The organism is Paraburkholderia sp. BCC1876 (assembly GCF_902833695.1).
Taxonomy (GTDB): domain Bacteria; phylum Pseudomonadota; class Gammaproteobacteria; order Burkholderiales; family Burkholderiaceae; genus Paraburkholderia.
Genome location: NZ_CADFGI010000005.1, coordinates 138177 through 160137, shown reverse-complemented (window position 1 = coordinate 160137; position 21961 = coordinate 138177). Strand labels below are relative to the sequence as shown.

20 protein-coding genes, 1 pseudogene and 1 riboswitch are annotated in these 21961 nt (G+C 63.7%); of the genes and pseudogenes, 14 read left to right on the top strand and 7 right to left on the bottom strand.

Annotated elements, in window-relative coordinates; translation table 11 throughout:
* Positions 1–7: 7 nt before the first annotated feature.
* Both HWY05_RS19655 and HWY05_RS19650 read left to right on the top strand, forming a co-directional pair.
* On the top strand, positions 8–721 hold the full coding sequence (locus HWY05_RS19655; protein ID WP_035556166.1) for a response regulator: 714 nt from the start codon (positions 8–10) through the stop codon (positions 719–721).
* A 146-nt stretch (positions 722–867) separates the two neighbouring features.
* Positions 868–2169, top strand: a complete 1302-nt coding sequence (locus tag HWY05_RS19650; protein ID WP_244146667.1) for an ATP-binding protein — start codon at positions 868–870, stop codon at positions 2167–2169.
* Positions 2170–2179: 10 nt separating this feature from the next.
* On the opposite strand, the gene HWY05_RS19645 is transcribed toward HWY05_RS19650, so the two are convergent.
* From HWY05_RS19645 to HWY05_RS19635, 3 genes are all read right to left on the bottom strand, one after another.
* Positions 2180–2446, bottom strand: coding sequence for a hypothetical protein (locus tag HWY05_RS19645; protein ID WP_035556168.1), 267 nt, complete (start codon positions 2444–2446; stop codon positions 2180–2182).
* Between the two features lie 289 nt (positions 2447–2735).
* On the bottom strand, positions 2736–3512 hold the full coding sequence (gene cobF / locus HWY05_RS19640; RefSeq protein ID WP_035556170.1) for a precorrin-6A synthase (deacetylating): 777 nt from the start codon (positions 3510–3512) through the stop codon (positions 2736–2738).
* Between the two features lie 14 nt (positions 3513–3526).
* Positions 3527–4453 carry a LysR family transcriptional regulator gene (locus HWY05_RS19635; protein ID WP_176059299.1) on the bottom strand — a complete coding sequence of 309 codons (927 nt, stop codon included), beginning with the start codon at positions 4451–4453 and terminating at the stop codon, positions 3527–3529.
* A gap of 122 nt (positions 4454–4575) precedes the next feature.
* Between HWY05_RS19635 and metE the strand changes: the two genes are divergently transcribed.
* Positions 4576–6876, top strand: a complete 2301-nt coding sequence (gene metE / locus HWY05_RS19630; RefSeq protein ID WP_176059298.1) for a 5-methyltetrahydropteroyltriglutamate--homocysteine S-methyltransferase — start codon at positions 4576–4578, stop codon at positions 6874–6876.
* Positions 6877–6895: 19 nt separating this feature from the next.
* Positions 6896–7094, top strand: a riboswitch (cobalamin riboswitch).
* A gap of 166 nt (positions 7095–7260) precedes the next feature.
* Positions 7261–9201 carry a TonB-dependent receptor gene (locus tag HWY05_RS19625; RefSeq protein ID WP_176059297.1) on the top strand — a complete coding sequence of 647 codons (1941 nt, stop codon included), beginning with the start codon at positions 7261–7263 and terminating at the stop codon, positions 9199–9201.
* Positions 9202–9323: 122 nt separating this feature from the next.
* Here the strand turns inward: HWY05_RS19625 and HWY05_RS19620 are convergent, their stop codons facing one another.
* Both HWY05_RS19620 and HWY05_RS19615 read right to left on the bottom strand, forming a co-directional pair.
* Positions 9324–11438 carry a phospholipase C, phosphocholine-specific gene (locus HWY05_RS19620; RefSeq protein ID WP_176059296.1) on the bottom strand — a complete coding sequence of 705 codons (2115 nt, stop codon included), beginning with the start codon at positions 11436–11438 and terminating at the stop codon, positions 9324–9326.
* A 27-nt stretch (positions 11439–11465) separates the two neighbouring features.
* Entirely contained in the window at positions 11466–11651 is a 186-nt protein-coding gene (locus HWY05_RS19615; protein WP_035556179.1) for a hypothetical protein, read from the bottom strand.
* Positions 11652–11847: 196 nt separating this feature from the next.
* Here HWY05_RS19615 and HWY05_RS19610 point away from each other — a divergent pair, with 196 nt between their 5' ends.
* Together HWY05_RS19610 and HWY05_RS19605 are read left to right on the top strand one after the other, a co-directional pair.
* Positions 11848–12189 (top strand): putative quinol monooxygenase, encoded by a 342-nt coding sequence (locus tag HWY05_RS19610; RefSeq protein ID WP_244146650.1) that lies wholly within the window; start codon positions 11848–11850, stop codon positions 12187–12189.
* 95 nt (positions 12190–12284) lie between these two features.
* Positions 12285–12833: an ATP-binding protein gene (locus HWY05_RS19605; protein WP_176059295.1), complete on the top strand. Its 549-nt coding sequence runs from the start codon at positions 12285–12287 to the stop codon at positions 12831–12833.
* On the opposite strand, the gene HWY05_RS19600 is transcribed toward HWY05_RS19605, so the two are convergent.
* Positions 12778–13233: a hypothetical protein gene (locus HWY05_RS19600; RefSeq protein ID WP_035556180.1), complete on the bottom strand. Its 456-nt coding sequence runs from the start codon at positions 13231–13233 to the stop codon at positions 12778–12780. The two genes, HWY05_RS19605 and HWY05_RS19600, sit on opposite strands and share 56 nt — an antisense overlap.
* A 227-nt stretch (positions 13234–13460) precedes the next feature.
* Here HWY05_RS19600 and HWY05_RS19595 point away from each other — a divergent pair, with 227 nt between their 5' ends.
* From HWY05_RS19595 to HWY05_RS19570, 5 genes and pseudogenes are all read left to right on the top strand, one after another.
* Positions 13461–14522, top strand: a complete 1062-nt coding sequence (locus HWY05_RS19595) for a catalase family peroxidase (protein WP_035556182.1) — start codon at positions 13461–13463, stop codon at positions 14520–14522.
* Positions 14519–15052, top strand: coding sequence for a cytochrome b/b6 domain-containing protein (locus HWY05_RS19590; protein ID WP_176059294.1), 534 nt, complete (start codon positions 14519–14521; stop codon positions 15050–15052). The genes HWY05_RS19595 and HWY05_RS19590 overlap by 4 nt, the downstream gene beginning before the upstream one ends.
* A 34-nt stretch (positions 15053–15086) precedes the next feature.
* On the top strand, positions 15087–15920 hold the full coding sequence (locus HWY05_RS19585) for a class I SAM-dependent methyltransferase (RefSeq protein WP_176059293.1): 834 nt from the start codon (positions 15087–15089) through the stop codon (positions 15918–15920).
* A gap of 211 nt (positions 15921–16131) precedes the next feature.
* Positions 16132–17244, top strand: a complete 1113-nt coding sequence (locus HWY05_RS19580; protein WP_176059292.1) for an alkene reductase — start codon at positions 16132–16134, stop codon at positions 17242–17244.
* A gap of 305 nt (positions 17245–17549) precedes the next feature.
* A pseudogene (locus tag HWY05_RS19570) lies at positions 17550–17789 on the top strand (SDR family NAD(P)-dependent oxidoreductase); the annotation flags it as partial.
* Between the two features lie 73 nt (positions 17790–17862).
* Here the strand turns inward: HWY05_RS19570 and HWY05_RS19565 are convergent.
* Positions 17863–18777, bottom strand: a complete 915-nt coding sequence (locus HWY05_RS19565; protein WP_176059291.1) for a LysR family transcriptional regulator — start codon at positions 18775–18777, stop codon at positions 17863–17865.
* A gap of 209 nt (positions 18778–18986) precedes the next feature.
* Between HWY05_RS19565 and HWY05_RS19560 the strand changes: the two genes are divergently transcribed.
* From HWY05_RS19560 to HWY05_RS19550, 3 genes are all read left to right on the top strand, one after another.
* Positions 18987–19853: an NmrA family NAD(P)-binding protein gene (locus HWY05_RS19560; protein ID WP_176059290.1), complete on the top strand. Its 867-nt coding sequence runs from the start codon at positions 18987–18989 to the stop codon at positions 19851–19853.
* Between the two features lie 88 nt (positions 19854–19941).
* The gene (locus HWY05_RS19555) at positions 19942–20229 is read left to right on the top strand and encodes an aldo/keto reductase (RefSeq protein ID WP_035556194.1); all 288 of its coding nucleotides are present in this window, start codon (positions 19942–19944) and stop codon (positions 20227–20229) included.
* Positions 20230–20250: 21 nt separating this feature from the next.
* Positions 20251–21918: an FAD-dependent oxidoreductase gene (locus HWY05_RS19550; protein WP_176059289.1), complete on the top strand. Its 1668-nt coding sequence runs from the start codon at positions 20251–20253 to the stop codon at positions 21916–21918.
* The last annotated feature ends 43 nt before the right edge of the window (positions 21919–21961 follow it).

Here is a 21961-nt window from a genome sequence, read left to right as displayed (position 1 = left end):
CTTTCGCATGGATCGCCCCGCCAAAATCATCGTGCTCGACGACGAAGTCGAATTGCGCAACATGCTGCAGCGCTTTCTGCGCGGCCACGGTTTCGACGTGCGCGTCGCGGAAGACGGCAAGCGGCTCGATCGTTATCTGGAGCGCGAGCCGTTCGACCTGCTCGTGCTCGATCTGATGATCGGCGACGAAAACGGCCTCGAAATCTGCGCGCGTCTGCGTGAACAGGGGCAGACGTTGCCGATCCTGATGCTGACCGCGAAGGGCGATCCGCTCGACCGCGTGGTCGGCCTCGAAACCGGCGCCGACGACTACCTCGCCAAACCGTTCCTGCCGCGCGAACTGGTGGCGCGTATCAATGCGCTGTTGAGGCGCCAGAAGATGGCGTCCGGCGAAGTCACCGTGACCTCGCAGTCCGTGCGTTTCGGCGATTTCACGCTCGACGTCGGCAAGCAGCAACTGTCGCGCGCGGGCGCGCTGCTGGAGATTCATTCGGCGCAGATGCTGTTGCTGGTTGCGCTGGCGTCGTCGCCGAACCGGCCGGTGAGCCGTGACAATCTGCTGGCGCGCGCACGCGGCCGCGAGCACGACGCGCTCGACCGCAGCATCGACGTGCAGGTGCTGCGGCTGCGGCAGATCGTCGAGGACGATCCGTCCAAACCGCGCTTCATCAAGACGGTGTGGGGCATCGGCTACATGCTGGCCGCGGACGTCGACTCATGACGCGCCCGGAGCCGGACGGGACGCAAAAACACGCTGTGCAAGGCGGCGTGGAAGTAGGGGGGCAAGCCGCGCCAGGCGGCGTGCTACGAGCGCTACTGCCCAGAACGCTGCTCGCGCGCAACATCGTGTTGCTGATCGTGCTGGTGATGCTGAGCCAGGCCTGCGCGCTCGGCGTGTTGCTGCATTACGTGCAGCGGCCGCGGGTCGAACGCGCGGCCGCCGTTTTCGCGACCTATGTGACGACGCTCGACAACCTGCTCGCCGCCACGCCGCCCAGCGCGCGCGCCACGCTGACCGCGCGGCTCGACGCTCGTACGCAACTGCCCGACGACGCCACCGAGGCGCAGCCAACCAATCTGCTACGCGCCTATCGCATCTATCAGCGCGACGTGTTTCTCGACAGCTTGCGCGCGCATTTACCTGCCGACATGCCGGCGCGCTGGCAGTCGGTCGGCGGTCAGCGCCTGTGGATTCGCATGCATGCGCCGGCCGATGCGCCGCAAACACCGTACTGGATCGCCCTGCCGATTCCCGAAGACGCGCAGGGCAACGGACTCGACGCCGCGATCCTGCTGTCGCTCGGTCTGGGCGCGCTGGCGGCGTTGACGGGCTACCTGATCCAGCGCCACCTCAACCAGCCGCTCCAGCAATTAACTCGAGCGGCGCGCCGCGTGAGCGCCGGCGAGACGCCCGCGCCGCTGCCCACCGACGGCCCGACCGAAATCGCCACGGTGAGTCATGCTTTCAATCAGATGACACAGGCGTTGCAGCAGGCCGAGGCAACCCGCGCGCTGATGCTGGCCGGCATCTCGCACGACATCCGCACGCCGCTGACCAAACTGCGCCTCGCGATGGCCATGGCGATGCCGCACGGCAGCGACAGCAGTTTCGTGGTCGCCGCCGAGTCGTACCTCGACCAGATCGAAACGATCCTGCAGCAGTTCATGGATTACGCGGGCAGCGGCGAACGCGAGGCCGCGGAGCCCAGCGATCTGAACGCGCTGATCGAACGCCTCGCGGGCGATTTCGCGGGGCTGGGGCATGAGTTCGCGTTGTCGCTCGCGGTGTTACCGGCTCTCGCATACCGGCCGATCAGCATGATGCGGCTGCTGATGAACCTGATGCAGAACGCGATCGTATATGGCGGAACGGGGCTCGCGGTGCGCAGCTGGACGACGCCGGAGGCGGTGTATGTGGCGGTCGGCGATCGCGGCAAAGGCTTGTCGGCGCAGGAGCTGGAGCAATTGAAGGCGCCGTTTCAGCGCGGCAGCAATGCGCGCGCGCATAGTGGCGGCACGGGGCTGGGACTGGCGATCGTCGAGCGGATCGCGCGGCTGCATCACGGCAGCCTGCAGTTTCATGCGCGCGAGGGCGGTGGGCTGGAGGTGTGGGTGGTGTTGCCCGTTGTGTTGCCCGCCGGGTTGCCCGTCGTGCCGCCGCTCGCGTAGTGGATTGTGCTTAGACCCGATCCAGCCAGGCATCCAGCCCGACCCGGAACGCCACGCCCGCGATAACCGGCACGGTGAGCATGAGGATGATGCCGAAGTTCGGAATCTCGTCGCCATACGTAATGGGACCGTAAAGAACGACACCCGCGACGATCGCGAACACCACGACGCCGACGGCGACCATCAGAAGATTGCGCGCCGGCACCGGCAGCGCCTTGCGTTTCGCCTTGCCCGGCGTGGCGTGGGCGGTGGGAGCTTCGTCGTGTTGGGCAGGCATGATGATTCTCGTGGCTGGAAAAGGCGACGTGAGGAGCGGCGGCGAACCGGACTCCGCTAAGAGTGCGACCGGCATCATACCCGGGCGCGTGTGTGCCGCGCATGTCACGCCGAAACGTCGGGCGTGTGGATGCGGCAACACCTCTAACATCAATATAAGCCGCATTGGCGCAAGGAGGATAAAAAGCGCAATACCGGCGGTTACGGCAGATAACCCGGCGGGCGCCGGAGCGGCGCTGCAACAGCGATAGCGCGCGCTTGTGGCATGGCGCCGCCCGCGTCGGGCGGACTCAGGCGCGCTCGCGTTTGCGCAGCAGATACGTGTCCATGATCCAGCCATGCGTGCGGCGCGCCTCTGCCCTGACGCGTTCGATTTCGTCCATCACGTCGCGCAGTTTTCCGGCGATCAGAATTTCGTCGGGCGTGCCGACATAGGCGCCCCAGTAAATGTCGAGATCGTCATTCGCGAGATGCCGGTAGGCGTTCTGCGAGTCGAGCATGACGACGACGCTGTCCACGTTGTCCGGGAAGCCTTCGGCGATCGAGCGGCCGTTGGTGATGGTGATCGAGCGGCCGATCAGGTTCAGCGGAACCTTGTGCCGCGCCGCCAGCGCCTGGACGCTGCTGATGCCGGGAATCACTTCGTAGTCGAGCGCCTCGCCGCCGCCTTCTACGATCGACCTGGCGATTGCTTCGACAATGCGAATCGTGCTGTCGTACAGCGACGGATCGCCCCACACCAGAAACGCGCCGACCTCGCCGTCGTTCAGTTCCTCCGCGATCAGGCGTTCGAAGATGCGTTGCTTGTCGCGGTTCAACTCGTCCACTGCGGAGCGATAGTCGCCTTCGTCGGGGCGGCGTTCGGGGCTGCTCGCCTCGACGATCCGGTAACGCTCGCCGTCCACGAAACGCTCGATGATCTGCTTGCGCAGCGCGATCAGCTTCTCTTTCGCGACGCCTTTATCCATCACGAAGAACACGTCGGCCTGGTTGAGCGCGTTGATCGCCTGAACGGTCAGGTAGTCCGGATCGCCCGCGCCGATCCCTATGATCAGGATTTTTTTCATCAAGAGATTTCCGGTTAATGAGGATGAGTGGAGATCAGCTCGATGCTGTCGAGCTGCGCCGCGCAGATGTCGCGAACGATCCTCACGAAATCGTCGAAGTAGGGCCGCCCCGCAATGTCTTTAGGTGCGACCGCATACAGTTCGCTCCACAGCCCTGCGGCGCCGACCCGTTTCGCGAGCACGTAGTCGTGATCGACGTAATTCTTCACGCCCCAGTTCGGCAGCGCCGCGATGCCGCGCCGGCTCGCCACGAGTTGCATGATCGCGATGGTCAGTTCGGCGGTGCGCCGTTCGAGCTTGATGCCGGCCGGTTCGAGCACCTCGCGGATCAGGTCGATACGCGCCTCCGGCACCGGGTAGGTAATCAGCGTCTCGCCTTGCAGGTCTTCCGGGCCGACACGCCGCTTGTTGCGCAGACGGTGTTCATTGGCGATCACCACCTGGATCTCGAAGCGGAACAACGGCGCGACGTGCAGGCCGCGTTTAGCGGTGGGCTTCGAACCGATCACGACGTCGGCTTTGCGTTCGTTCAGCAGCTTCATCGGGTCGGCGTGAAAACCCGCGACCAGATCCACTTCGACCTCCGGCCAGCGGCGCCGGAATTCGTCCATGACCGGCATCAGCCAGTCGAAACAGGTGTGGCATTCCAGCACGATCCGCAACTCGCCGCGCACGTCGCCCTTCAGGCGAACCAGATCGCGTTCGGCGGTGGCCACGGCGGCCAGCGTGTCGCGCGCGAGCGCGAGCAGCCGCTCGCCGGCGGCGGTGAAACGCAGGCCGTGGCGAGTCCGCTCGAACAGCGAGACCTCGTAATGGGCTTCCATGTCGCGGATCTGGTGCGATAACGCGGACTGGCTCAGATTGACGCGTTCGGCGGCGGCGACCAGCTTGTCGGACTCGGAGATCGCGATCAGCGAGCGAAGATGGCGCAGTTCAAGCATGGCGATACACCGAAACGGGAAAAGTCTTGATATGAATGTGGCTCATATGATGATGAAAACATGTCGCTTGATGAATCATAGCGCGACTCGCACACTGCGCGGCATTCACTCAAGGATTCTGCATGGCCCGCACCCATATTTCCGGTTTTCCGCGCATCGGCGCGCAACGTGAACTGAAGTTCGCGCAGGAGTCGTTCTGGCGCGGCGAGTCCGACGACGCCTATCTGCGCGGTGTCGGCAAGGCGCTGCGCGCGCGTCACTGGGCGTTGCAGCGGGACGCGAAGCTGGATTTCGTCGCGGTCGGCGATTTCGCGTGGTACGACCCGATGCTGAACCTGACCGCGTTGCTCGGTGCGCTGCCGGCGCGCTTCGGCTTCGAACCGGCCACGCTGTCGCTCGCGCAGTATCACGAACTGGCGCGCGGCAACAAGGCGCAGCCGGCGATGGAAATGACCAAGTGGTTCGACACCAACTATCACTACCTCGTGCCGGAACTCGGTCCCGATACGACGTTCAATGGCGGCGTCGACTGGTTCTTCGACGAAGTCGACGAAGCGCTAGCGCTGGATTTCGCGGTCAAGCCGGTGCTGATCGGGCCGATCACTTACCTGTGGCTCTCGAAGAGTCGCGTGGCGGGCTTCGACCGGTTGTCGTTGCTGCCGGGTCTGGTGATCCGCTATATCCGCATCCTCGACCAGTTGAAGGCGCGCGGGATCGAATGGGTTCAGCTGGACGAACCCGCGCTGTGCCTCGACCTCGAAGCGGACTGGCTCGAAGCGTTCGCCGCCGTCTATAACGTGCTGGGCGACGGCGGCGTCAAGGTACTGTTGGCCACGTACTTCGACACCGCCGCCGACCATGCGCCGCTGGTTGCCGGGCTGCCGGTTCACGGCGTGCATATCGATCTGGTTCGCGCGCCGCAACAACTGGACGCATGGCGTTCGGCGCTGCCGGCGGACAAGGTGCTGTCGGTCGGCGTGATCGACGGGCGCAACGTCTGGCGCGCCGATCTGGGCGAGATCGCGGCTTCGCTGGAAAGCGTTGATGCCGAGCGCGGCGAACGGCTGTGGATCGCGCCGTCGTGCTCGCTGGCGCATGTGCCCGTCACGCTCGCGTCCGAAAAGAAGCTCGACGCCGAACTCCGCTCGTGGCTCGCTTTCGCTACCGAAAAGCTCGACGAGATCGGCACGCTGGCCCTGGCGCTGCGCGATCCGGCGGCGGCCGAACCGGCGCTCGCGGCAGCGGACGCCGCACTCGATTCGCGCCGCAGTTCCGGCGGCGTGTTCAACGTGCTGGTGCAACGGCGCGTCGCCACGATTACCGACGCGATGGCGGACCGCAAGAGTCCGTTCGCCGACCGTAGCCGCGTGCAGCGTCACGCGTTGAAGTTGCCGTTGCTGCCCACCACGACGATCGGCTCGTTCCCGCAGACGCCGGCGATCCGGCAAGCACGCGCGGCGTACCGGCGCGGCGAACTCCGCGCGCTCGACTACCTCGAGCGGATGCGCGCGGAAACGGCGAGCGTCGTACGCAAACAGGAAGAACTCGGGCTCGACGTGCTGGTGCATGGCGAAGTGGAACGCAACGACATGGTCGAGCATTTCGCCGACAAGCTGTGGGGCTACGCGCTCACCGAAAACGGCTGGGTGCAGAACTACGGCTCGCAATGCGTCAAGCCGCCGATCATTTACGGCGACGTGTACCGGCCCGAACCGATGATCGTGGACAACGCCTGTCATGCGCAGTCGTTGACCGACAGGTTGGTGAAAGGCGTGCTGACCGGTCCGGTCACGCTGCTCGAATGGTCGTTCGTGCGCGACGACCAGCCGCGCTCGACCACGGCGCTGCAACTGGCGCTGGTGATTCGCGATGAAGTGGTGGACCTCGAGAAAGCCGGCATCCGCATCATCCAGATCGACGAGCCGGCTTTCCGTGAAGGGCTGCCGCTGCGTCAGGCGGACTGGCCCGCGTATCTCGACTGGGCGACCCGCGCATTCCGCATCGCGGCCGGCGGGGTGTCGGACGCGACGCAGATTCACACCCATATGTGCTATTCGGAGTTCAACGACATTTTGCCGTCGATCGCCGCGCTGGATGCGGACGTGATCACGATCGAGACGTCGCGCTCGTCGATGGAACTGCTCGACGGTTTCGGCGAGTTCGCCTATCCGAACGGAATTGGCCCGGGCGTGTACGACACGCATTCGTCACGCGTGCCGAGCGTTGAAGCGATGCAGCGTCTGCTGGAACGTGCCTGTGAGGTGATTCCCGCCGAGCGCTTGTGGGTCAACCCGGACTGCGGCCTGAAAACCCGTGGCTGGCCCGAGACGGAAGCCGCGTTGACCAATATGGTGCAGGCCGCGAAGGCCTTGCGGCAGAAACTTGTTGCGCCCGAGGTGACGTCCGATATCACGAATAATTGACGGACGGCACTACCAGTCGTTACGCTTGCGCCCTGATGGTTCCCCTGACCGGGATCAAAAGGGAACGCAGTGAGGCGCAGCAATGCGCCGAGTCTGCGGCTGCCCCCGCAACTGTAAGCGACGAGTTCGCGCCACTCATGACCACTGGGACACCGGGAAGGTCGGCGCAGAACGGCGACTCGCGAGCCAGGAGACCTGCCATCGACCGAGGTCTGCGCAGCCGTATCGGGCGGGGTGTCCCGATGCGCCAGCACCGCTCCATGCGGTCGCTCGTTGCAAAGACAGCCTAACCTCAGGACCTGTCATGTCCACCAGCACGTTTCAGAACGCTCCACCCGCGGGGGCGTTGTGCCTTCGCCTTTCCGCATCAGGCATTGGCTCACTATGAAGTTCCGTCATCTCCTCGTTACGTCCGCGCTGACGGTTTCCGCAGTATCCGCATGGCAAACCGCTCACGCCGCGGACGACGCGTCGCTGTCGCCCGACGCCCAACCGCCGGCTCAAACCACGCTGCCAAACATTCTCGTGACGGGCGATACGCAGCATCTGCCGCAATCGTTCGACCAACGCTATGCGTCGACGCAGGTGTTGAGCAAGGCGGATCTCGACCGTCTGTCGCCGGCTGATCCGAGCATCACGCAAGCGCTGGCGACGTTGCCCGGCGTGACCGTGTCGCAAAACGGCGGACCGGGCGCGACGGCGGCCGTCAGCATTCGCGGGTCGAGCGGCAGCCAGGTGGCGGTGTTCATCGACGGCATCCGGGTCGGTTCCGCGACGACGGGCCAGGCCTCGTGGGCCGATCTGCCGACCTCCGCGTTCGACCGCGTCGAAGTGATCTCGGGACCGGCCGCCGCGTCATTCGGCGCGGACGCGGTGGGCGGTGTCGTGCAACTCTTCACGAACCATGCGGCGAATCAGCCTAACCGGACCACGGTCTCGGTGGGCGGCGGTTCGAACAAGACGTTCGACACGCAAATCCGCACCTCGGGCAGCATTCCGTCCACGGGGCCGCTTTCGGCCTTGTCCGGGTTGACGTACTCGCTCGGTCTGCACGACTACAACACCGCAGGGATCGACGCCACCAAACCGTTCGCCTACGGGCACGAGGACGGCCGCAATCCGTACCACGCGCAAGACGTGGACGCGCGGCTCGGCTATGCGCGCGACAACTGGTCGATCTCGACCTTCGCGCTTTATCACAAGTCCACGTTTTCCTACGACAACGCCGGCGGCGACAACCAGCAGCTCGATCATCAACTGACGACAGGTATCGCGCTGCACGTCGATATCACGCCGTACACGCAGTTCGACCAGTCGGTCGGCTACGCGAACGACCGCCAGTTCCTCTACGCGAACGACCCGACCCTCGCCACCGATGAAATCGACTCGACGCGTTTCAGCACGTCGACTTCGCTGACGCACCAGGAGCATGGGCATACGCTGTTCGGTTTGCCGTTGTCCGGCGAGACGAAGCTCGCTTATGACTTCTCGCGCGAGCAGGCCTTCCTGCCGATCGATATTCCGTCGGGCGTGCCGGCTCGCAACGATTCGGCGGTTTCGCTGCATCAGTCGGCCGTGCTCGGGGCGTTCACGCTGTTCCTCGCGGGCCGCCACGAGATCGTGCAAGGGCAGTCGGTCAATACCGGCAATGTCGCGCTCGCTTATGCGATTACGCCGGTTTATACCGCGCGTGTTTCGTATGGCAACGCGTTCCGTCTGCCGACGTTCAACGATCTGTATTACCCGGGTTTCTCGAACCCGAACCTGTCGCCCGAACGCAGTGATACGGTCGAAGCGGCGCTCGATGCTACGACGTCGATCGGTACGTTCACGGCCGCGTTGTACGACACGCGGGTGCATGACCTCATCACGTACGACCCGGTGACGTTTGCGCCGGTAAACGTGGGGCGCGCGCATATTCAGGGCATCGATCTGTCGTACCGTGGCACGCTCGGCCGCTCGACGCCGGTGAGCCTCGCGATCGGTCTGCTGAATCCGCAGGATGTTACCGACCGCACGTGGCTCAATCGTCGGCCGCGTCAGACGGTTAGCCTGAGCGTCGATCACACGTGGGACGAGTTTCATCTGCACGCGCTGAGCACCGGCGTGACGCTGCAGTACGGTGGCTCGACTTACGACGATCCGGCGAATACGACGTATCTGCCGTCGTACGCGACGGTCGGTCTGCGTGCCGCTTACACGGTCAATTCGCATCTGACGTTGTCCGCGTCGCTGTCGAATCTGTTCAATCATCAGTACTCGACCGCGTATGGCTATAACACGTTGGGTCGGACGGCATTCGGCAAGCTGGCGTATACGTTCTGATGTTTTTTGGCGGTGTGCTGAACTGAAGAATCACTGAACCGTACGCCGCAAAAAAACGTCTGCTACGCGCTCGCGTAGCAGACGTTCTAATATGAAACTCAAACAGCGGCTTACCGCCTGAATCAGATCGCCGTCGTCACCGGCGCAACCGCGGCCGGGTCCGTAATGCTCGGCTTGCCGGTTTCGACGTGGCCGGCAATGCGCCGCACCCAGCTCGCGTTCCCCGCCACCGTGAACTGAAAGTCATACCACTGGCTGTTGCACGACAGGTCCCAGTGCGCCTCGGCCGTTTTTCCCGCCGGCACGGTCAGCGTTTGCGGCGGCGTGCCGTATGCGACGTCGGTGGCGGTGACGGTCAGCGGCGTCGTCCCCGCGTTGGCGAGCGTGACGTAGACGTTGCCGTTCGCCACGTCGTAGCAGGTCACCACATCCGGCTTCGCCGCGGCATCCGCGACCGCCGTCCCGCCAAAACGCCGGAAATAGCCGTTCGGACCGTACACGTTCACCATGTAGTTGCCGTTCGCATCCAGCGTCCACGTGTCGGTCAACTGCTTGCCGGCTTCGACGGTATACCGGCGCGGCATCGCGGTCGGGTCGCCCGTATAGACCCAGAAATGCGCGCCCTGCGTGCCGGTGTTGGCGAACGTCAACGCGTAGCCTTGCGCCTGCAACTGGCCGTTCACGTGCAATTCATACGGCAGCGCGCGCGCCGGCCGCGTGCCGGGTTCCTGTGCGCTCACGAGTTGTTGCGCGGTGCTGGCAGGGGCGGCTTGCGCCGTCGGTCGCGCGCACTGCATGTCGGCTTGCGAGACATAGGTCGTCGTGTTCGGCAGGGACGGCACGGTCGAGTCCGACTTCGAGAAGTCGAGCGCGGTGGTCAGGTCGCCGCAGATCGCGCGACGCCATGGCGAGATATTGGTTTCCATCACGTCGAAACGCTTCTCGATGAATTGCAGCACGGACGTGTGATCGAACACCTGCGAACAGACGAAGCCGCCTTTCGACCACGGCGACACGACCGTCATCGGCACGCGCGGGCCGAGGCCGTAGGGCAGGTTGTCGGCGGTGTAGGTGCTGGCCTGGGTCGCGGTCACGACGTTGTGACGTTCGAGCGAAATGTCCACCGTGCTCATGCCCGAGCCCGGCACCGTCGGCGCTTGCGGCGGCACGACATGATCGAACAGGCCGTCGTTCTCGTCGTACATGATGAACAGGACGGTCTTGCTCCACACGTCGGGATTCGACGTCAGCGCGTCGAGGATCGTCGCGATGTAGTTCGCGCCATACAGCGGCGTGAATTTCGGATGCTCCGAATAGGCCGCCGGCGGCAGCAGCCACGACACTTGCGGCAACGCGTTCGCCTGCACGTCGGCCTTCAACTGCGTCAGCGAGCGCGTGCTCATGCCGCGATTCGCCAGCGACGAACCCGCCGGCGCGTTCACGAAGTTCTGGAACGCGGCCAGCATGTTGGTGCCGTAATTGCCGGTGAAATTGTCGAAGCCCGTGCCTTGCTGATAGACCTGCCACGAGACGCCGGCCGTTTCGAGCCGCTCGGGGTAGGTGGTCCAGTTGAACGGCGCCAATTGAATGGCATCGAACTGGTTGTCGATGTAATCGGTATTGTCGAGCAACGGGCCGCCGCCGGTGGCCAGCGGATCGACCATGCCCGTCATCAGATACATGCGGTTCGGGTGCGTGTTGCCGGGGATCGAGCAGAAGTAGTTGTCGCACACGGTGAACGCATCGGCGAGCGCGTAGTGGAACGGAATGTCCGCGCGCTCGTGATAGCCCATCGTCATATTGGTCTTCTGCACCGCCCATTTGTCGGCGCGGCCGCTGTCGATCGCACCGTGCGTCGTGGCCCACGTATGCGGCAGGCCGCCGATACACTGCGCGTTGATGCCCGGATTCGTGGTGTCGTAGCGGAACGGCGCGATCACCTTGGTCTGATCTTCCTGGCGCGGCTGGAACCACACCGGCTGACCGTTCGGCAGCGTCACGGGAAAGCGGTCGTTATAGCCGCGCACGCCGCTCAGGTGACCGAGATAGTGGTCGAACGAACGGTTCTCCTGCATGAAGACGACGATATGCTGCACGTCCTGAATCGTGCCGGTGACCGAATTCGGCTCGATGGCCAGCGCCTTGCGAATCGACTCGGGAAACAGCGTGCTGGCGGCTGTCGCGCCGGCGAGGCCGGCGGACAGCTTCAAAAAATCTCGACGGGTTTTGGGGGCCATGCGAAGGACCTAATTGGAATTCTGATGTCAGGAGGCGGGCGAGACGGTGCCCGGAGGACAGCTCATATGCGTATTGGCGACGGGCGTATTGCCGCACGCGGATTTCGCCACGGGTGCCGCCGATGGCGACACGTTATCGCCGCAAGCGCCGAGCAGCGCGGTGGCGGCAATCAGGCCAGCGAGCGCGAGTGGACGGAATGCCAAACCCGGCATGAGTGTCTCCATGAAAGTGACTGAGGGGACGCGAGCGCGCGCCGGCGAGCGCGGCTCATTGGCGTCCGCGATGCCGAGAAGATAATTTCGAATTATTACGTGCGAGTGTCTCGTGGATAGAGAGATGTCGCTTTTTGACTTCGCGATTGATGAACTGAACTACTGATCCGTTAAGATCAATTCAGTTGCGCGAGCAATGTTCTTCAAAAACTATTCGAATGCCGAGGAGATGGCGATGGCCGAAGAAGTCATGCTGATGATTCTGATTCAAACGAAACCCGGACGAGGCGCGGAACAACTGGTGGCGTACCGTCAATTGGCGCCGATCGTTCGCGCGGAGGAGGGATGTGTTCAATATGACTTACACCCCGTCGCGGGCGACGAGGACCGTTTCGTCCTGCTCGAAAAGTGGTCGTCAAAAGAAGCACTGGCGGCGCATGATGTCACCGCTCATATGATCGCGGCGGATGCGCATAGCCCTACGTTCAGGGCTGGGCCCGCGACGGTGTTGCAGCTTGGAGCGACGAGCGTCGCGTAGGCATACACAAAGCCGGCACGTGCCGTACGGCAAGCAGCGCCGTCGTTAATCTGTCGGATAACAACCCATAACAACGAATAACAACCGGGAGTGCCGTGTCGCAAGTACACATTGTTTTCGGACCGCAGGGAGCGGGTAAGTCTTTTTACGCGCGCAAGCTCGCCGAGTCGTGCCATGCCACGCGTTTTTCTATCGATGAATGGATGGCCGGCTTATACGGTCCCGATCTACCGAGTCCGATGAATCTCGCCTGGATCATGGAGCGGGTGCAGCGTTGCGAGCGCCAGATCTGGTCGGTGGCTCAGCAGATCGTCCAAAGCGGTGCAGGCGTCGTGCTGGACCTGGGTTTCATGAAAGTAGAGAGCCGGTCCACGTTTATCGCGCGCGCCAGCGATGCCGGCATCGCGGCGCGGCTTCACTACGTCACCGCGCCGTACGATCTGCGTAAGCGCCGCGTCACGGAGAGAAACGAGGAGAAGGGCGCTACCTTTGCATTCGAGGTCACGCCCGCCATGTTCGAATTTATGGAGGCCCAGTTCGAAGCCGCAACTGAAGTCGAGTTAGCGGCAGCCACGGTGATCGAGTCGCTTACTGACCCGACGCATGCGTCCGGAGAAACGCCGCATAGCCATTCTGGGCGTTGATGATTTTCTCGGCGCACTCGTCATAGTCCGAACCTTGCTCGTTGTCCGGTCCGTACATGTTGCGGCACTGCGCGAACAGGGTGAGCGTCGCGCCCGCGCCCTTCGCGTCGCGGGTCGCCGATAAGGCAGCCTTGCCTGAACGGGACGGCACGTCGGTTTCGATCGCGACGGCGTCGGCGCGCGTCACGGACGTGTCGGAATGTTGCTCGATATAACGCTTCGTCAGCGCCCACGCGGCGTCGCAGTTTGCCGGGGTGCAATTGACCGTGGCATTGCGTTGGGCAGCGGTCAGGCTTGCCTCGTCGTGGACGAATTGCTGGGCTTGCTGAGCCTGCTTTTCAGCAGACGAGCAAGCCGTGAGAGCGAGCGCAACAAGCGCAACGGTAGCGATCTTTTTCACGAGCGAGACTTCCCTGGCGATGGTCGAGCGCGATTATAGCTGTGCGCCGCCAGCAATCGCAGAATCGGACAGGGAGCCTGGTAACGCGGCAGGCGGGGCACGGCCGCATCGACATGGCGTCGAAAGGCGGTGAGCGGCAGTGAATGAGCGCGGTCCGCGGATCGATGGCACTATGGTCGCCAGCTTGCCGGACTTTCACCCAGCCGAATCCAGATCGGGAGAGATCGATGGCCGACAGACCGACTTCCAGCGCGTCCCCCGTTCGTTCGCTGGTACTGATTGCAGTCGTGGTGGCCGCGTTGGTCGCGGCCTTCGCCTTTACGGCCGGCTGGCTCTCGCCGGGCCGCCTGACGCCGACGAAGATCGTCAACAGCCTGGCGCCACCCGGCGGCCCGACGCTCGGCTTCCGCCGAAATCATGCGAAGGGCATCTGTTTTACCGGCAGCTTCGAATCGAACGGCGCGGCCGCGGCCCTGTCGACGGCGCCGATGCTGGCGCCCGGCTCGTACCCGGTCACCGGACGTTTCAACCTCGCCACGCCGGACCCCAAAGCGCCTGACGCCGCCGTTCGGGTGCGCGGCCTCAGCTTGCGCATCGTCGCGCCGGACGGGCGCGAATGGCGCACCGCGATGATCGATGCACCGTTCTTTGCGGTCTCCACACCGCAAGCGTTCTACGGTCTGCTGCAGGCTTCGGCCAACAAGCAGGACCCGGACGCCATGAAGAATTTCATCGGCGCGCATCCGGAGTTCGGCGCGTTCGTCGCGTGGGCGGGGAGTGCGCCGTGGACGGCTTCGTACGCGGAGGAACGGTACAACAGCCTCAATAGCTTCATCTTCACGAATGCAGCGGGACAGGACCAGGCGGTGCGCTGGTCCTTCGTCCCCGCCGCGCAGCCCGAGGCCGTCCCGCACGATCAGTTGAAGGCGCGCGACGCCGACTTCCTCGCCGCGGACATCACGCAGCGAGTCCACAGTGCGCCGCAACACTGGACGTTGGTCTTCACGCTCGCCAATCCCGGCGACCCGACCGCGGACCCCACCAAAGCCTGGCCCGACGATCGACGCAAAGTGGAGGCGGGTACGCTGGTGGTCAATGCCATCGAACCGGAAGCCGACGGGCCGTGTCGGGATATCAACTTCGATCCGACCGTGCTGCCGCCCGGCATGCACGTCTCGGACGATCCGTTTCCCGCCGCGCGCTCGGCCGCCTATGCCGTCTCGTTCGACCGGCGGACCGCTGAAGACAAGGACTATCCGCACCATCCGGCGGGAGGAGCCACGCCATGAACCCGATCCACGATCGCTTCACACCGCTGCAGCGCGCGCTTCACTGGCTGATGGCGGTTTGCATTCTGGCGATGCTGTTCATCGGTGTCGGGATGGTGTCCACCGTGCGCCCGGATTATCTGTCGCTGGTGTCGATCCACAAACCGCTGGGCATGGTGATTCTCGTGCTGGCGCTGATTCGCCTCGTGGTGCGATTGACGCGCGGCGCACCGCCGTTGCCGACCTCGATGCCGGAGCCGATGAAGCTGGCCGCTCATCTGTCGCATCTCGCGTTTTACGTGCTGATGATCGCGTTGCCGCTACTGGGCTGGGGCATGTTGTCGGCCGCGGATTATCCGGTGGTGGTGTTCGGTGTTCAGTTGCCGTCTATCCTGCCGCATAGCAATGGGCTGCACACGCTGCTGTGGAATACGCACCGAGTGCTCGCGCTATGCTTCTTCGCGCTGATCGTGCTTCATCTGGCGGCGGCGCTGTTGCATGCGCTGGTCCGGCGCGATGGTGTGTTTGAGACGATGGCGCGCTGGCGATGAGGGGCGCGTAGCGGTTTCACATTGGGAGTGATGCATGGGTGTGGTTTCACCGACCGAGCTTTACCTTCAGGATTTTCACCAGCGCGTCACGGGCGCGACGGGCGCTGCGTTCAACGACCTTCGCGCCCGCTATCGTCAGCGCGAGTATCCGTCGTCATATCACGTGCTGGCCTCGTTGGTACCGGATTCGGACGAGGCGCAAACGGTGCTCGACCTTGCCTGCGGCGACGGTCAATTACTGAAGCTGCTGGCTGAGCGTCGGCGGTCTTCGCTTCGACTGATGGGCGTGGACATGAGCCAGGGCGAACTGGACGTCGCGCGGGCCTGTCTGCCGGCGCACGTCGTGTTGCTGAAAGAGCGCGCGCAGCAACTATCGATAGAAACGGGCTCCGTGGATTGCGTGTTGTCCCACATGGCCATGATGCTCATGGACCACATCGACCAGGTGCTCGGTGAAATTCGGCGCGTTCTCCGTTCCGAAGGACATTTCGCCACCGTCGTCGGGCGCACGTTCCTGCTCGGCGAGGCGAACGAGGTCTTCATGGACGTGTTCCGGCCAATCGCCAGGGAATATCTGCCGCATTTGCCGTTTGGGGACAGTCGAACCCGAACCGAAGCCGGTTGGACCGAACTGCTCGAGCCGCATTTCAAAGAGATTCTGATCGAAGACGTCGACGTTGGCTGGGAGCCCACGCCGGAAGAGCTATGGCAATCGCTGACGGAAACGTATGACATCGACCGGCTCTCCGCGAATGCGCGAGAGCGCTTGCGTAGTGAATTACTGCAGGCGGTGTCCGCTCTGCGGCACGGTGACGGCAAAATCAGAACGGGTTGGGGCTTGCGACTGGTTCGCGCGCAGGCGGCATAAAACCATCATCAGATGAATCAAATGACGATCGCCCGTTTCGACGGGCGATTTGCGTTTATGGCGACCGTGAGGTTTTGAATTCGGCGCGGGAACTCGACGTGGCGTTGCACGGCACGCAACGCTGCCTTGCGCAGCGAACGGATTCTCTAAAAGGCGGCGCCCACCTATCGTTGAGTCCATCGACAACCCACCTTCCCGATGGAACAACACAATGACCGCCCGCCTTTTCAGCCCCCTCAAGCTCGGCCGCTTCTCGCTCGATCATCGCGTGGCCATGGCGCCGCTGACCCGCTCGCGGGCCGGCCAGCCCGGCAATGTACCGACGTCGATGAACGTGGAGTATTACCGGCAACGTGCCGGCGCCGCGCTGATCATCACCGAAGCCACGCAGATCTCGCAGCAAGGGCAGGGCTATGCATGGACGCCCGGCATTTACACGCCGGAACAGGTCGACGCATGGCGCGCGGTCAGCGGCGCTGTGCATGCCGAAGGCGGCCTGATGTTTCTGCAACTGTGGCACGTCGGCCGCGTTTCGCATCCGGTGTTTCAGCCTGACGGCGGATTGCCGGTCGCGCCGAGCGCGATGCCCGTGCCCGGCAAAACCTTCATCGTCGACGCTGAAGGCAACGGCGTCTGGGGCGACATCCCCGTGTCGCAGGAACTGAGCGTCGCGGGCATCCGCGAGATCGTGGACGACTATCGCCGTGCCGCGCGCAATGCGATGTCGGCGGGCATGGACGGCGTGGAAATTCACGCGGGCAACGGCTATCTGCTCGATCAATTCATCAATAGCGCGAGCAACCATCGCGACGATGAATACGGCGGCAGTATCGAGAACCGTGCGCGCCTGCTGCTCGACGTCGTCGCAGCGGTGTGCGATGAAGTCGGCGCGCAAAACGTAGCGGTGCGCCTCACGCCGATGGGCCGCTTCATGGGCATGGGCGACGAGACGCCGGAAGCCACGTTCGGTTACATCGTGCGCCGTCTCGACGCATTGAACCTGGCGTATCTGCATCTCGTGGAACCGGCGATGGTCGGCACGGTCAAGGACCACGACGTGGATCCGCGCTGGGACGCGATCATCAAGCAACTGCGCAGCGAGTTTCGCGGCGTGCTGATGCTCGCGGGCGGCTACGACGCCGTGACCGCGGAAGCAGCGCTCGCGTCCGGCCGCGCCGACATCATTGCGTTTGGCCGGCCGTTCATCGCGAATCCCGATCTGCCGGTCAGGTTGCGTGATCAACTACCGCTCAACGTGGCCGACAGCAGCACGTTCTTCGGTGGCGCTGAAGCGGGCTACATCGATTATCCGGCGCTGGTCTGAGGCTCGTCTGACGTGAGTGCCTGCGGTCACCGACGTTTCGGAGCCGCAGGTTGGTGGCGTCGCTGATCGAGGGCGTAGTTTGAGGGCGCGTTTCGCAACGTCGCAAAGATCACAGCGATTTCCATGACCATCGGGCCATCGAGCCATCGAGCCGTCATGCTATATGACGGTCATCATGAAAAATAAATCCATCCCTTCAGCCCAAACCCGCTAGCCGGAAGGAACTCACGCACGAGCGCATCGTGGAGGTCGCCGCGCGCGCGATCCGGCGTAGTGGCTATGACGGCACGGGCGTGGCCGACATCATGAAAACCAGCATAGCGCTCGTGACGGGCGCGTCGTCAGGAATCGGCGAAGCCACGGCAAAACGGCTGGCCCGAGCCGGCTACACGGTCTACGGCACCAGCCGCCATGGTGCGCAAGGCGGCGAGCGCCCCTTTCAGATGCTGCCACTCGACGTGACCGACGAAGAATCGGTCGAAGCCGCGGTCAACGAGGTGCTGCGCTTGCACGGCCGAATCGACCTGCTGGTGAACCACGCGGGATCTGGCTTACGTCGAAACCGGACGGACCAAGGGAAAGGTCGTCATCAAGATCCGCTAGAAGGGGCGATAGCTTCTACCCCGCACCAGTCAACCCAATAATGAAATCAAGAAACACCCGCGTCTTAGCCGGCGTGTGGTGCCGCGACGGGTGATACGCGTAAAGCGGGAAACGCTCGTCCGGCCAGTCCGCGAAAAGCTGGACCAGCCGTCCCTCCTGAATCAGATGCTCGGATCCCAGCAGCAGCATCTGCGCAATGCCGGAGCCGGCCAGGCAGGCGTTGATGAGCGCGCTCGGATCATTGACCGTCAGCCGGCCATTCGTCTTGACAATCAGCTTCTTACGCTTGCGATGAAACTCCCACGGAAACGGCTTCCCGGTTTCCGGATTGCGGAACTCCAGGCATCGGTGCGCGCCGCTTTCCAGTTCCTGCGGCTCGGTAGGGCGCCCACGACGCGCCAGGTACGAGGGCGCCGCGACCGTCACAACCGGCGTGTCCAGAAGCTTCCGTGCCACCAGCGTGGATGAGCGCGGTTCGCCGAATCGCAAGGCCAGATCGAACCCATCCACGATCAGATCGCCAAGCTGATCGCGCGCCATGAACTCGAGTTCGAGCTCGGGGTGCGCGTCCATGAAGGCATCGAGCCGCGTGCCCAGAATAACTCGCGACGAGACGGGATCGAGATTGATGCGCAGTTTCCCGCGTACGGTCGTGGCGCCGCCGGTGGCGGAGGCGGCCGCTTCCTCGATCCCTCTCAAGTGCGGCATGACCTGTTCGTAGAAACGCCGGCCTTCTTCGGTCAGCGAAACGGAGCGGGTCGTTCGATTGAAGAGCCGTATTTTCAGCCGCTTTTCGAGTCGCGCGATCGCCCGGCTCACGCCAGGCGGCGACATACCCATCAAATCGGCCGCGGCGGCGAACGTGCCCGCGTCGACCACAGCGGCGAACACGCCGATCCCGCTGGAGAGGTTTTCACTGGACGATCTCATCGGCGCTCCATTCCGGTCATTGACGCGATCTACGGTGGATTAGTAACCGTGTGTCACCTCACAAGTGTAATTCATGTCATTTAGTTTCTCTTCGCGTTTACCGACAATGCAGTTCAGCAACACGTCGCAGCGCGGGTCGTCTCAGTGGGGCGGGCCTTCTGAGCGGACTACCCCTGCGCCGGCATTCAATCAGACAAGGAAACCAGATCATGTACGCAATCACTGGCATTACCGGCAAAGTCGGCGGCGCGCTGGCACACACGCTGCTCTCGGCCAATCTCCCCGTGCGCGCCGTCGTGCGCGATCCGGCGCGCGCGCAGGCATGGGCCGAGCGCGGCTGCGAACTGGCGGGCGCCCATATGGACGACGCCGCGTCGCTCACCGCGGCATTCGAAGGGGCCACCGGCGTGTTTATCCTGCCGCCGTCCGAATTCGATCCGTCGCCCGGCTTTCCCGAGGCACGCGTTTTCATCGACGCCGTGAAGACGGCGCTCCTTGCGGCGCGTCCCGGCAAAGTGGTTTGTCTTTCGACGATCGGCGCACAAGCCGTCCACGAGAATCTGCTGACCCAGCGCACGCTGATGGAAGAGGCACTCAACGAACTGCCGATGCCGGTGACGTTTCTACGTCCCGGCTGGTTCCTGGAAAACGCCGCGTGGGACGTCGCCCCGGTGCGTGACGAAGGCGTGCTGCACAGTTTTCTGCAACCGCTCGACAAACCGGTCCCCATGGTCGCGACGGCGGATGTGGGCCGCGTCGCCGCGCAACTGCTGCAGGAGAGCTGGAGCGGCAAGCGCGTGGTGGAACTGGAAGGACCGCATCGCGTGAGTCCGAACGATCTTGCAGCGGCGTTCGCCGCGATTCTCGGACGCCCGGTTCGCGCGGAGATCGTTGCGCGCGACACGTGGGAGTCGTTGTTCAGAGGGCAGGGCATGAAAGAGCCGATGCCGCGCATCCGGATGCTCGATGGTTTTAACGAAGGCTGGATCGACTTCGAAGGCGATGAGGCCAGCGTTATCAAGGGCCGTGTGACGTTGGAGACGGTATTGCGGGAACTGGTGTCGCAAGCCGGCTAAGGCGGCGCGCTTCGACTGAGCGGCGGGGCTGGCATGCCAGCCCCCGCGTGCGTTTGGATCACATGCGTTTCTGATCAATGAGGTAGAGATGGAATACAGAACCTTGGGCCGCTCGGGCCTTCGCATCTCGCGCCTTTCGCTGGGCGCCATGACGTTTGGCACAGGCACTGGACTCGAACGGCTCGGCCGCGATCACATCGACCTGTTCCAGTTGCACGACCGCGACGCGCTGGTGCCGATCGAGGAGACGTTGCGCGCGGCTGAACTTCCCGCCGATCAATTCGGAAAAGGCCGACCCGATCGCGTGTCGCAACCCGAGGTAACCTATCCGCACTGGATGCAGCATTTCCACGACAGGGATCGCGTCCTGTCGTGATTCGACTTGACGGAGCCCACCATGAGCAAAGATTCTTCAACCCCTCCGGGGGATTTGTCGTTAGGCGGCAGTCGACACCATCAGGTGTATCCCACGCTCGACGACAGACAACTGGCGATCCTGGAGCGATATGGTGAGCGACGCAAGCTGAAAGCGAACGACATTCTCTACGCCGAAGGCGAGCGGCACACGGCCATGTTCGTCATCCTGTCCGGCACGATCGAGGCAAGCCGAACCTCCGTTCGGGGCACTCAGGTCCTGGGCACGCATGGCCCCGGCAATTTCACGGGCGAGGTCGGCACGCTCGCCGGTCGCGCGGCCGCAGCCAATGCGCGCGCCATTTCCGATTGCGAGGTCCTCGTGATCGACGAGGAATCGCTGCGCACGCTGGTGGTGGCCGAAGCGGAGTTGAGCGAAACCATCATGCGTGCGTATATCCTGCGCCGGGTCGCTTTCATTCAGGGCATGCATGCCGGCGTGATGGTGATCGGTAGCACCGCCTCGGCCGCTACGCATCATGTGCGTCACTTTCTGAGCCGCAACGGTCAGCCGTCGGCGTACTTCGATATTGTCGAGCATGCCGAGACGAAAGACCTGCTGGCGCGTTATGACGTCACGGTCGCCGACATTCCCGTTGTGGTCACGTCGCAAGGCACGGTGCTGAGGCAGCCCAGCAACCGGGCCGTCGCCGATGCGATCGGTCTGAGTCCGGACCGGTTGAATGGCGAGTCCTTCGATCTCGTCGTGGTGGGCGCCGGGCCGGCCGGACTCGCGGCCGCGGTTTATGCCGCGTCGGAGGGATTGAAGGTCGCGGTGCTGGATGTCAAGGCACCGGGCGGCCAGGCCGGCACCAGTTCGAAGATCGAAAACTATTTCGGTTTTCCGACCGGCATATCGGGGCAGGCGCTGGCCGGCCGCGGCCTGTCGCAATGCCGCAAGTTCGGGGCTGAAGTCGGCGTGCCGATCGAGGCGTTGACGATCGACTGCGACGACGGCCGGGCCTTTCACATCGGGCTCAACTATGACGAGACGGTTCACGCGCGGGCTGTCGTCATCGCGACCGGCGCACGTTACCGGAAGCCGGAGATCAACCGGCTGGAGGAATTCGAAGGGCGCGGCATTTACTACAGCGCCACCTTCATGGAGGCGGCGCTCTGCAACAACCACGAGGTGATCGTGGTGGGCGGCGGGAATTCGGCCGGACAGGCCGCCGTCTTTCTCGCGAAGTTTGCCAGGCATGTGCATGTCGTGATTCGCGGCGAAGGACTCAGTGCGAGCATGTCGGATTACCTGATCCGACGCATCAACGTCGCGTCCAACATCACGATTCATGCGAAGACCACGATCGTCGAGTTGTGCGGCGAGTCGCAACTCGAAGCGATCAAGTGGGATCGGCAGGGCAAAATCGAACACCAGGCCGTGCGGCACGTGTTTCTTTTTCTGGGTGCTCAGCCCAGCACCAAGTGGCTCGGCAGTTGCGTCGCGCTGGACAAGGCGGGGTTCGTCTTGACGGGCGCGGCGACCGGCGGCGAATGGAAAGCGGAGCGGCCGCCGCATGATCTCGAGACCAGCACACCCGGCGTCTTTGCGGCCGGCGACGTGCGCAGCGGCTCCGTCAAGCGGGTGGCGGCGGCGGTGGGCGAGGGCGCAGCCGCTATTCAGGCCGTTCATCAATATCTCGCAAGCTGAGCGCGGCGGCCAGAGGTGGAGGGCGGTCGCCGCGTCGACGCGC

Bases quoted from the DNA above. Each gene is read 5' to 3' on its own strand.
- HWY05_RS19655 (WP_035556166.1), top strand. From the start codon at position 8: ATGGATCGCCCCGCCAAAATCATCGTGCTCGACGACGAAGTCGAATTG.
- HWY05_RS19650 (WP_244146667.1), top strand. From the start codon at position 868: ATGCTGAGCCAGGCCTGCGCGCTCGGCGTGTTGCTGCATTACGTGCAG.
- HWY05_RS19645 (WP_035556168.1), bottom strand. From the start codon at position 2,446: ATGCCTGCCCAACACGACGAAGCTCCCACCGCCCACGCCACGCCGGGC.
- cobF (WP_035556170.1), bottom strand. From the start codon at position 3,512: ATGAAAAAAATCCTGATCATAGGGATCGGCGCGGGCGATCCGGACTAC.
- HWY05_RS19635 (WP_176059299.1), bottom strand. From the start codon at position 4,453: ATGCTTGAACTGCGCCATCTTCGCTCGCTGATCGCGATCTCCGAGTCC.
- metE (WP_176059298.1), top strand. From the start codon at position 4,576: ATGGCCCGCACCCATATTTCCGGTTTTCCGCGCATCGGCGCGCAACGT.
- HWY05_RS19625 (WP_176059297.1), top strand. From the start codon at position 7,261: ATGAAGTTCCGTCATCTCCTCGTTACGTCCGCGCTGACGGTTTCCGCA.
- HWY05_RS19620 (WP_176059296.1), bottom strand. From the start codon at position 11,438: ATGGCCCCCAAAACCCGTCGAGATTTTTTGAAGCTGTCCGCCGGCCTC.
- HWY05_RS19615 (WP_035556179.1), bottom strand. From the start codon at position 11,651: ATGCCGGGTTTGGCATTCCGTCCACTCGCGCTCGCTGGCCTGATTGCC.
- HWY05_RS19610 (WP_244146650.1), top strand. From the start codon at position 11,848: ATGTTCTTCAAAAACTATTCGAATGCCGAGGAGATGGCGATGGCCGAA.
- HWY05_RS19595 (WP_035556182.1), top strand. From the start codon at position 13,461: ATGGCCGACAGACCGACTTCCAGCGCGTCCCCCGTTCGTTCGCTGGTA.
- HWY05_RS19590 (WP_176059294.1), top strand. From the start codon at position 14,519: ATGAACCCGATCCACGATCGCTTCACACCGCTGCAGCGCGCGCTTCAC.
- HWY05_RS19585 (WP_176059293.1), top strand. From the start codon at position 15,087: ATGGGTGTGGTTTCACCGACCGAGCTTTACCTTCAGGATTTTCACCAG.
- HWY05_RS19580 (WP_176059292.1), top strand. From the start codon at position 16,132: ATGACCGCCCGCCTTTTCAGCCCCCTCAAGCTCGGCCGCTTCTCGCTC.
- HWY05_RS19565 (WP_176059291.1), bottom strand. From the start codon at position 18,777: ATGAGATCGTCCAGTGAAAACCTCTCCAGCGGGATCGGCGTGTTCGCC.
- HWY05_RS19560 (WP_176059290.1), top strand. From the start codon at position 18,987: ATGTACGCAATCACTGGCATTACCGGCAAAGTCGGCGGCGCGCTGGCA.
- HWY05_RS19555 (WP_035556194.1), top strand. From the start codon at position 19,942: ATGGAATACAGAACCTTGGGCCGCTCGGGCCTTCGCATCTCGCGCCTT.
- HWY05_RS19550 (WP_176059289.1), top strand. From the start codon at position 20,251: ATGAGCAAAGATTCTTCAACCCCTCCGGGGGATTTGTCGTTAGGCGGC.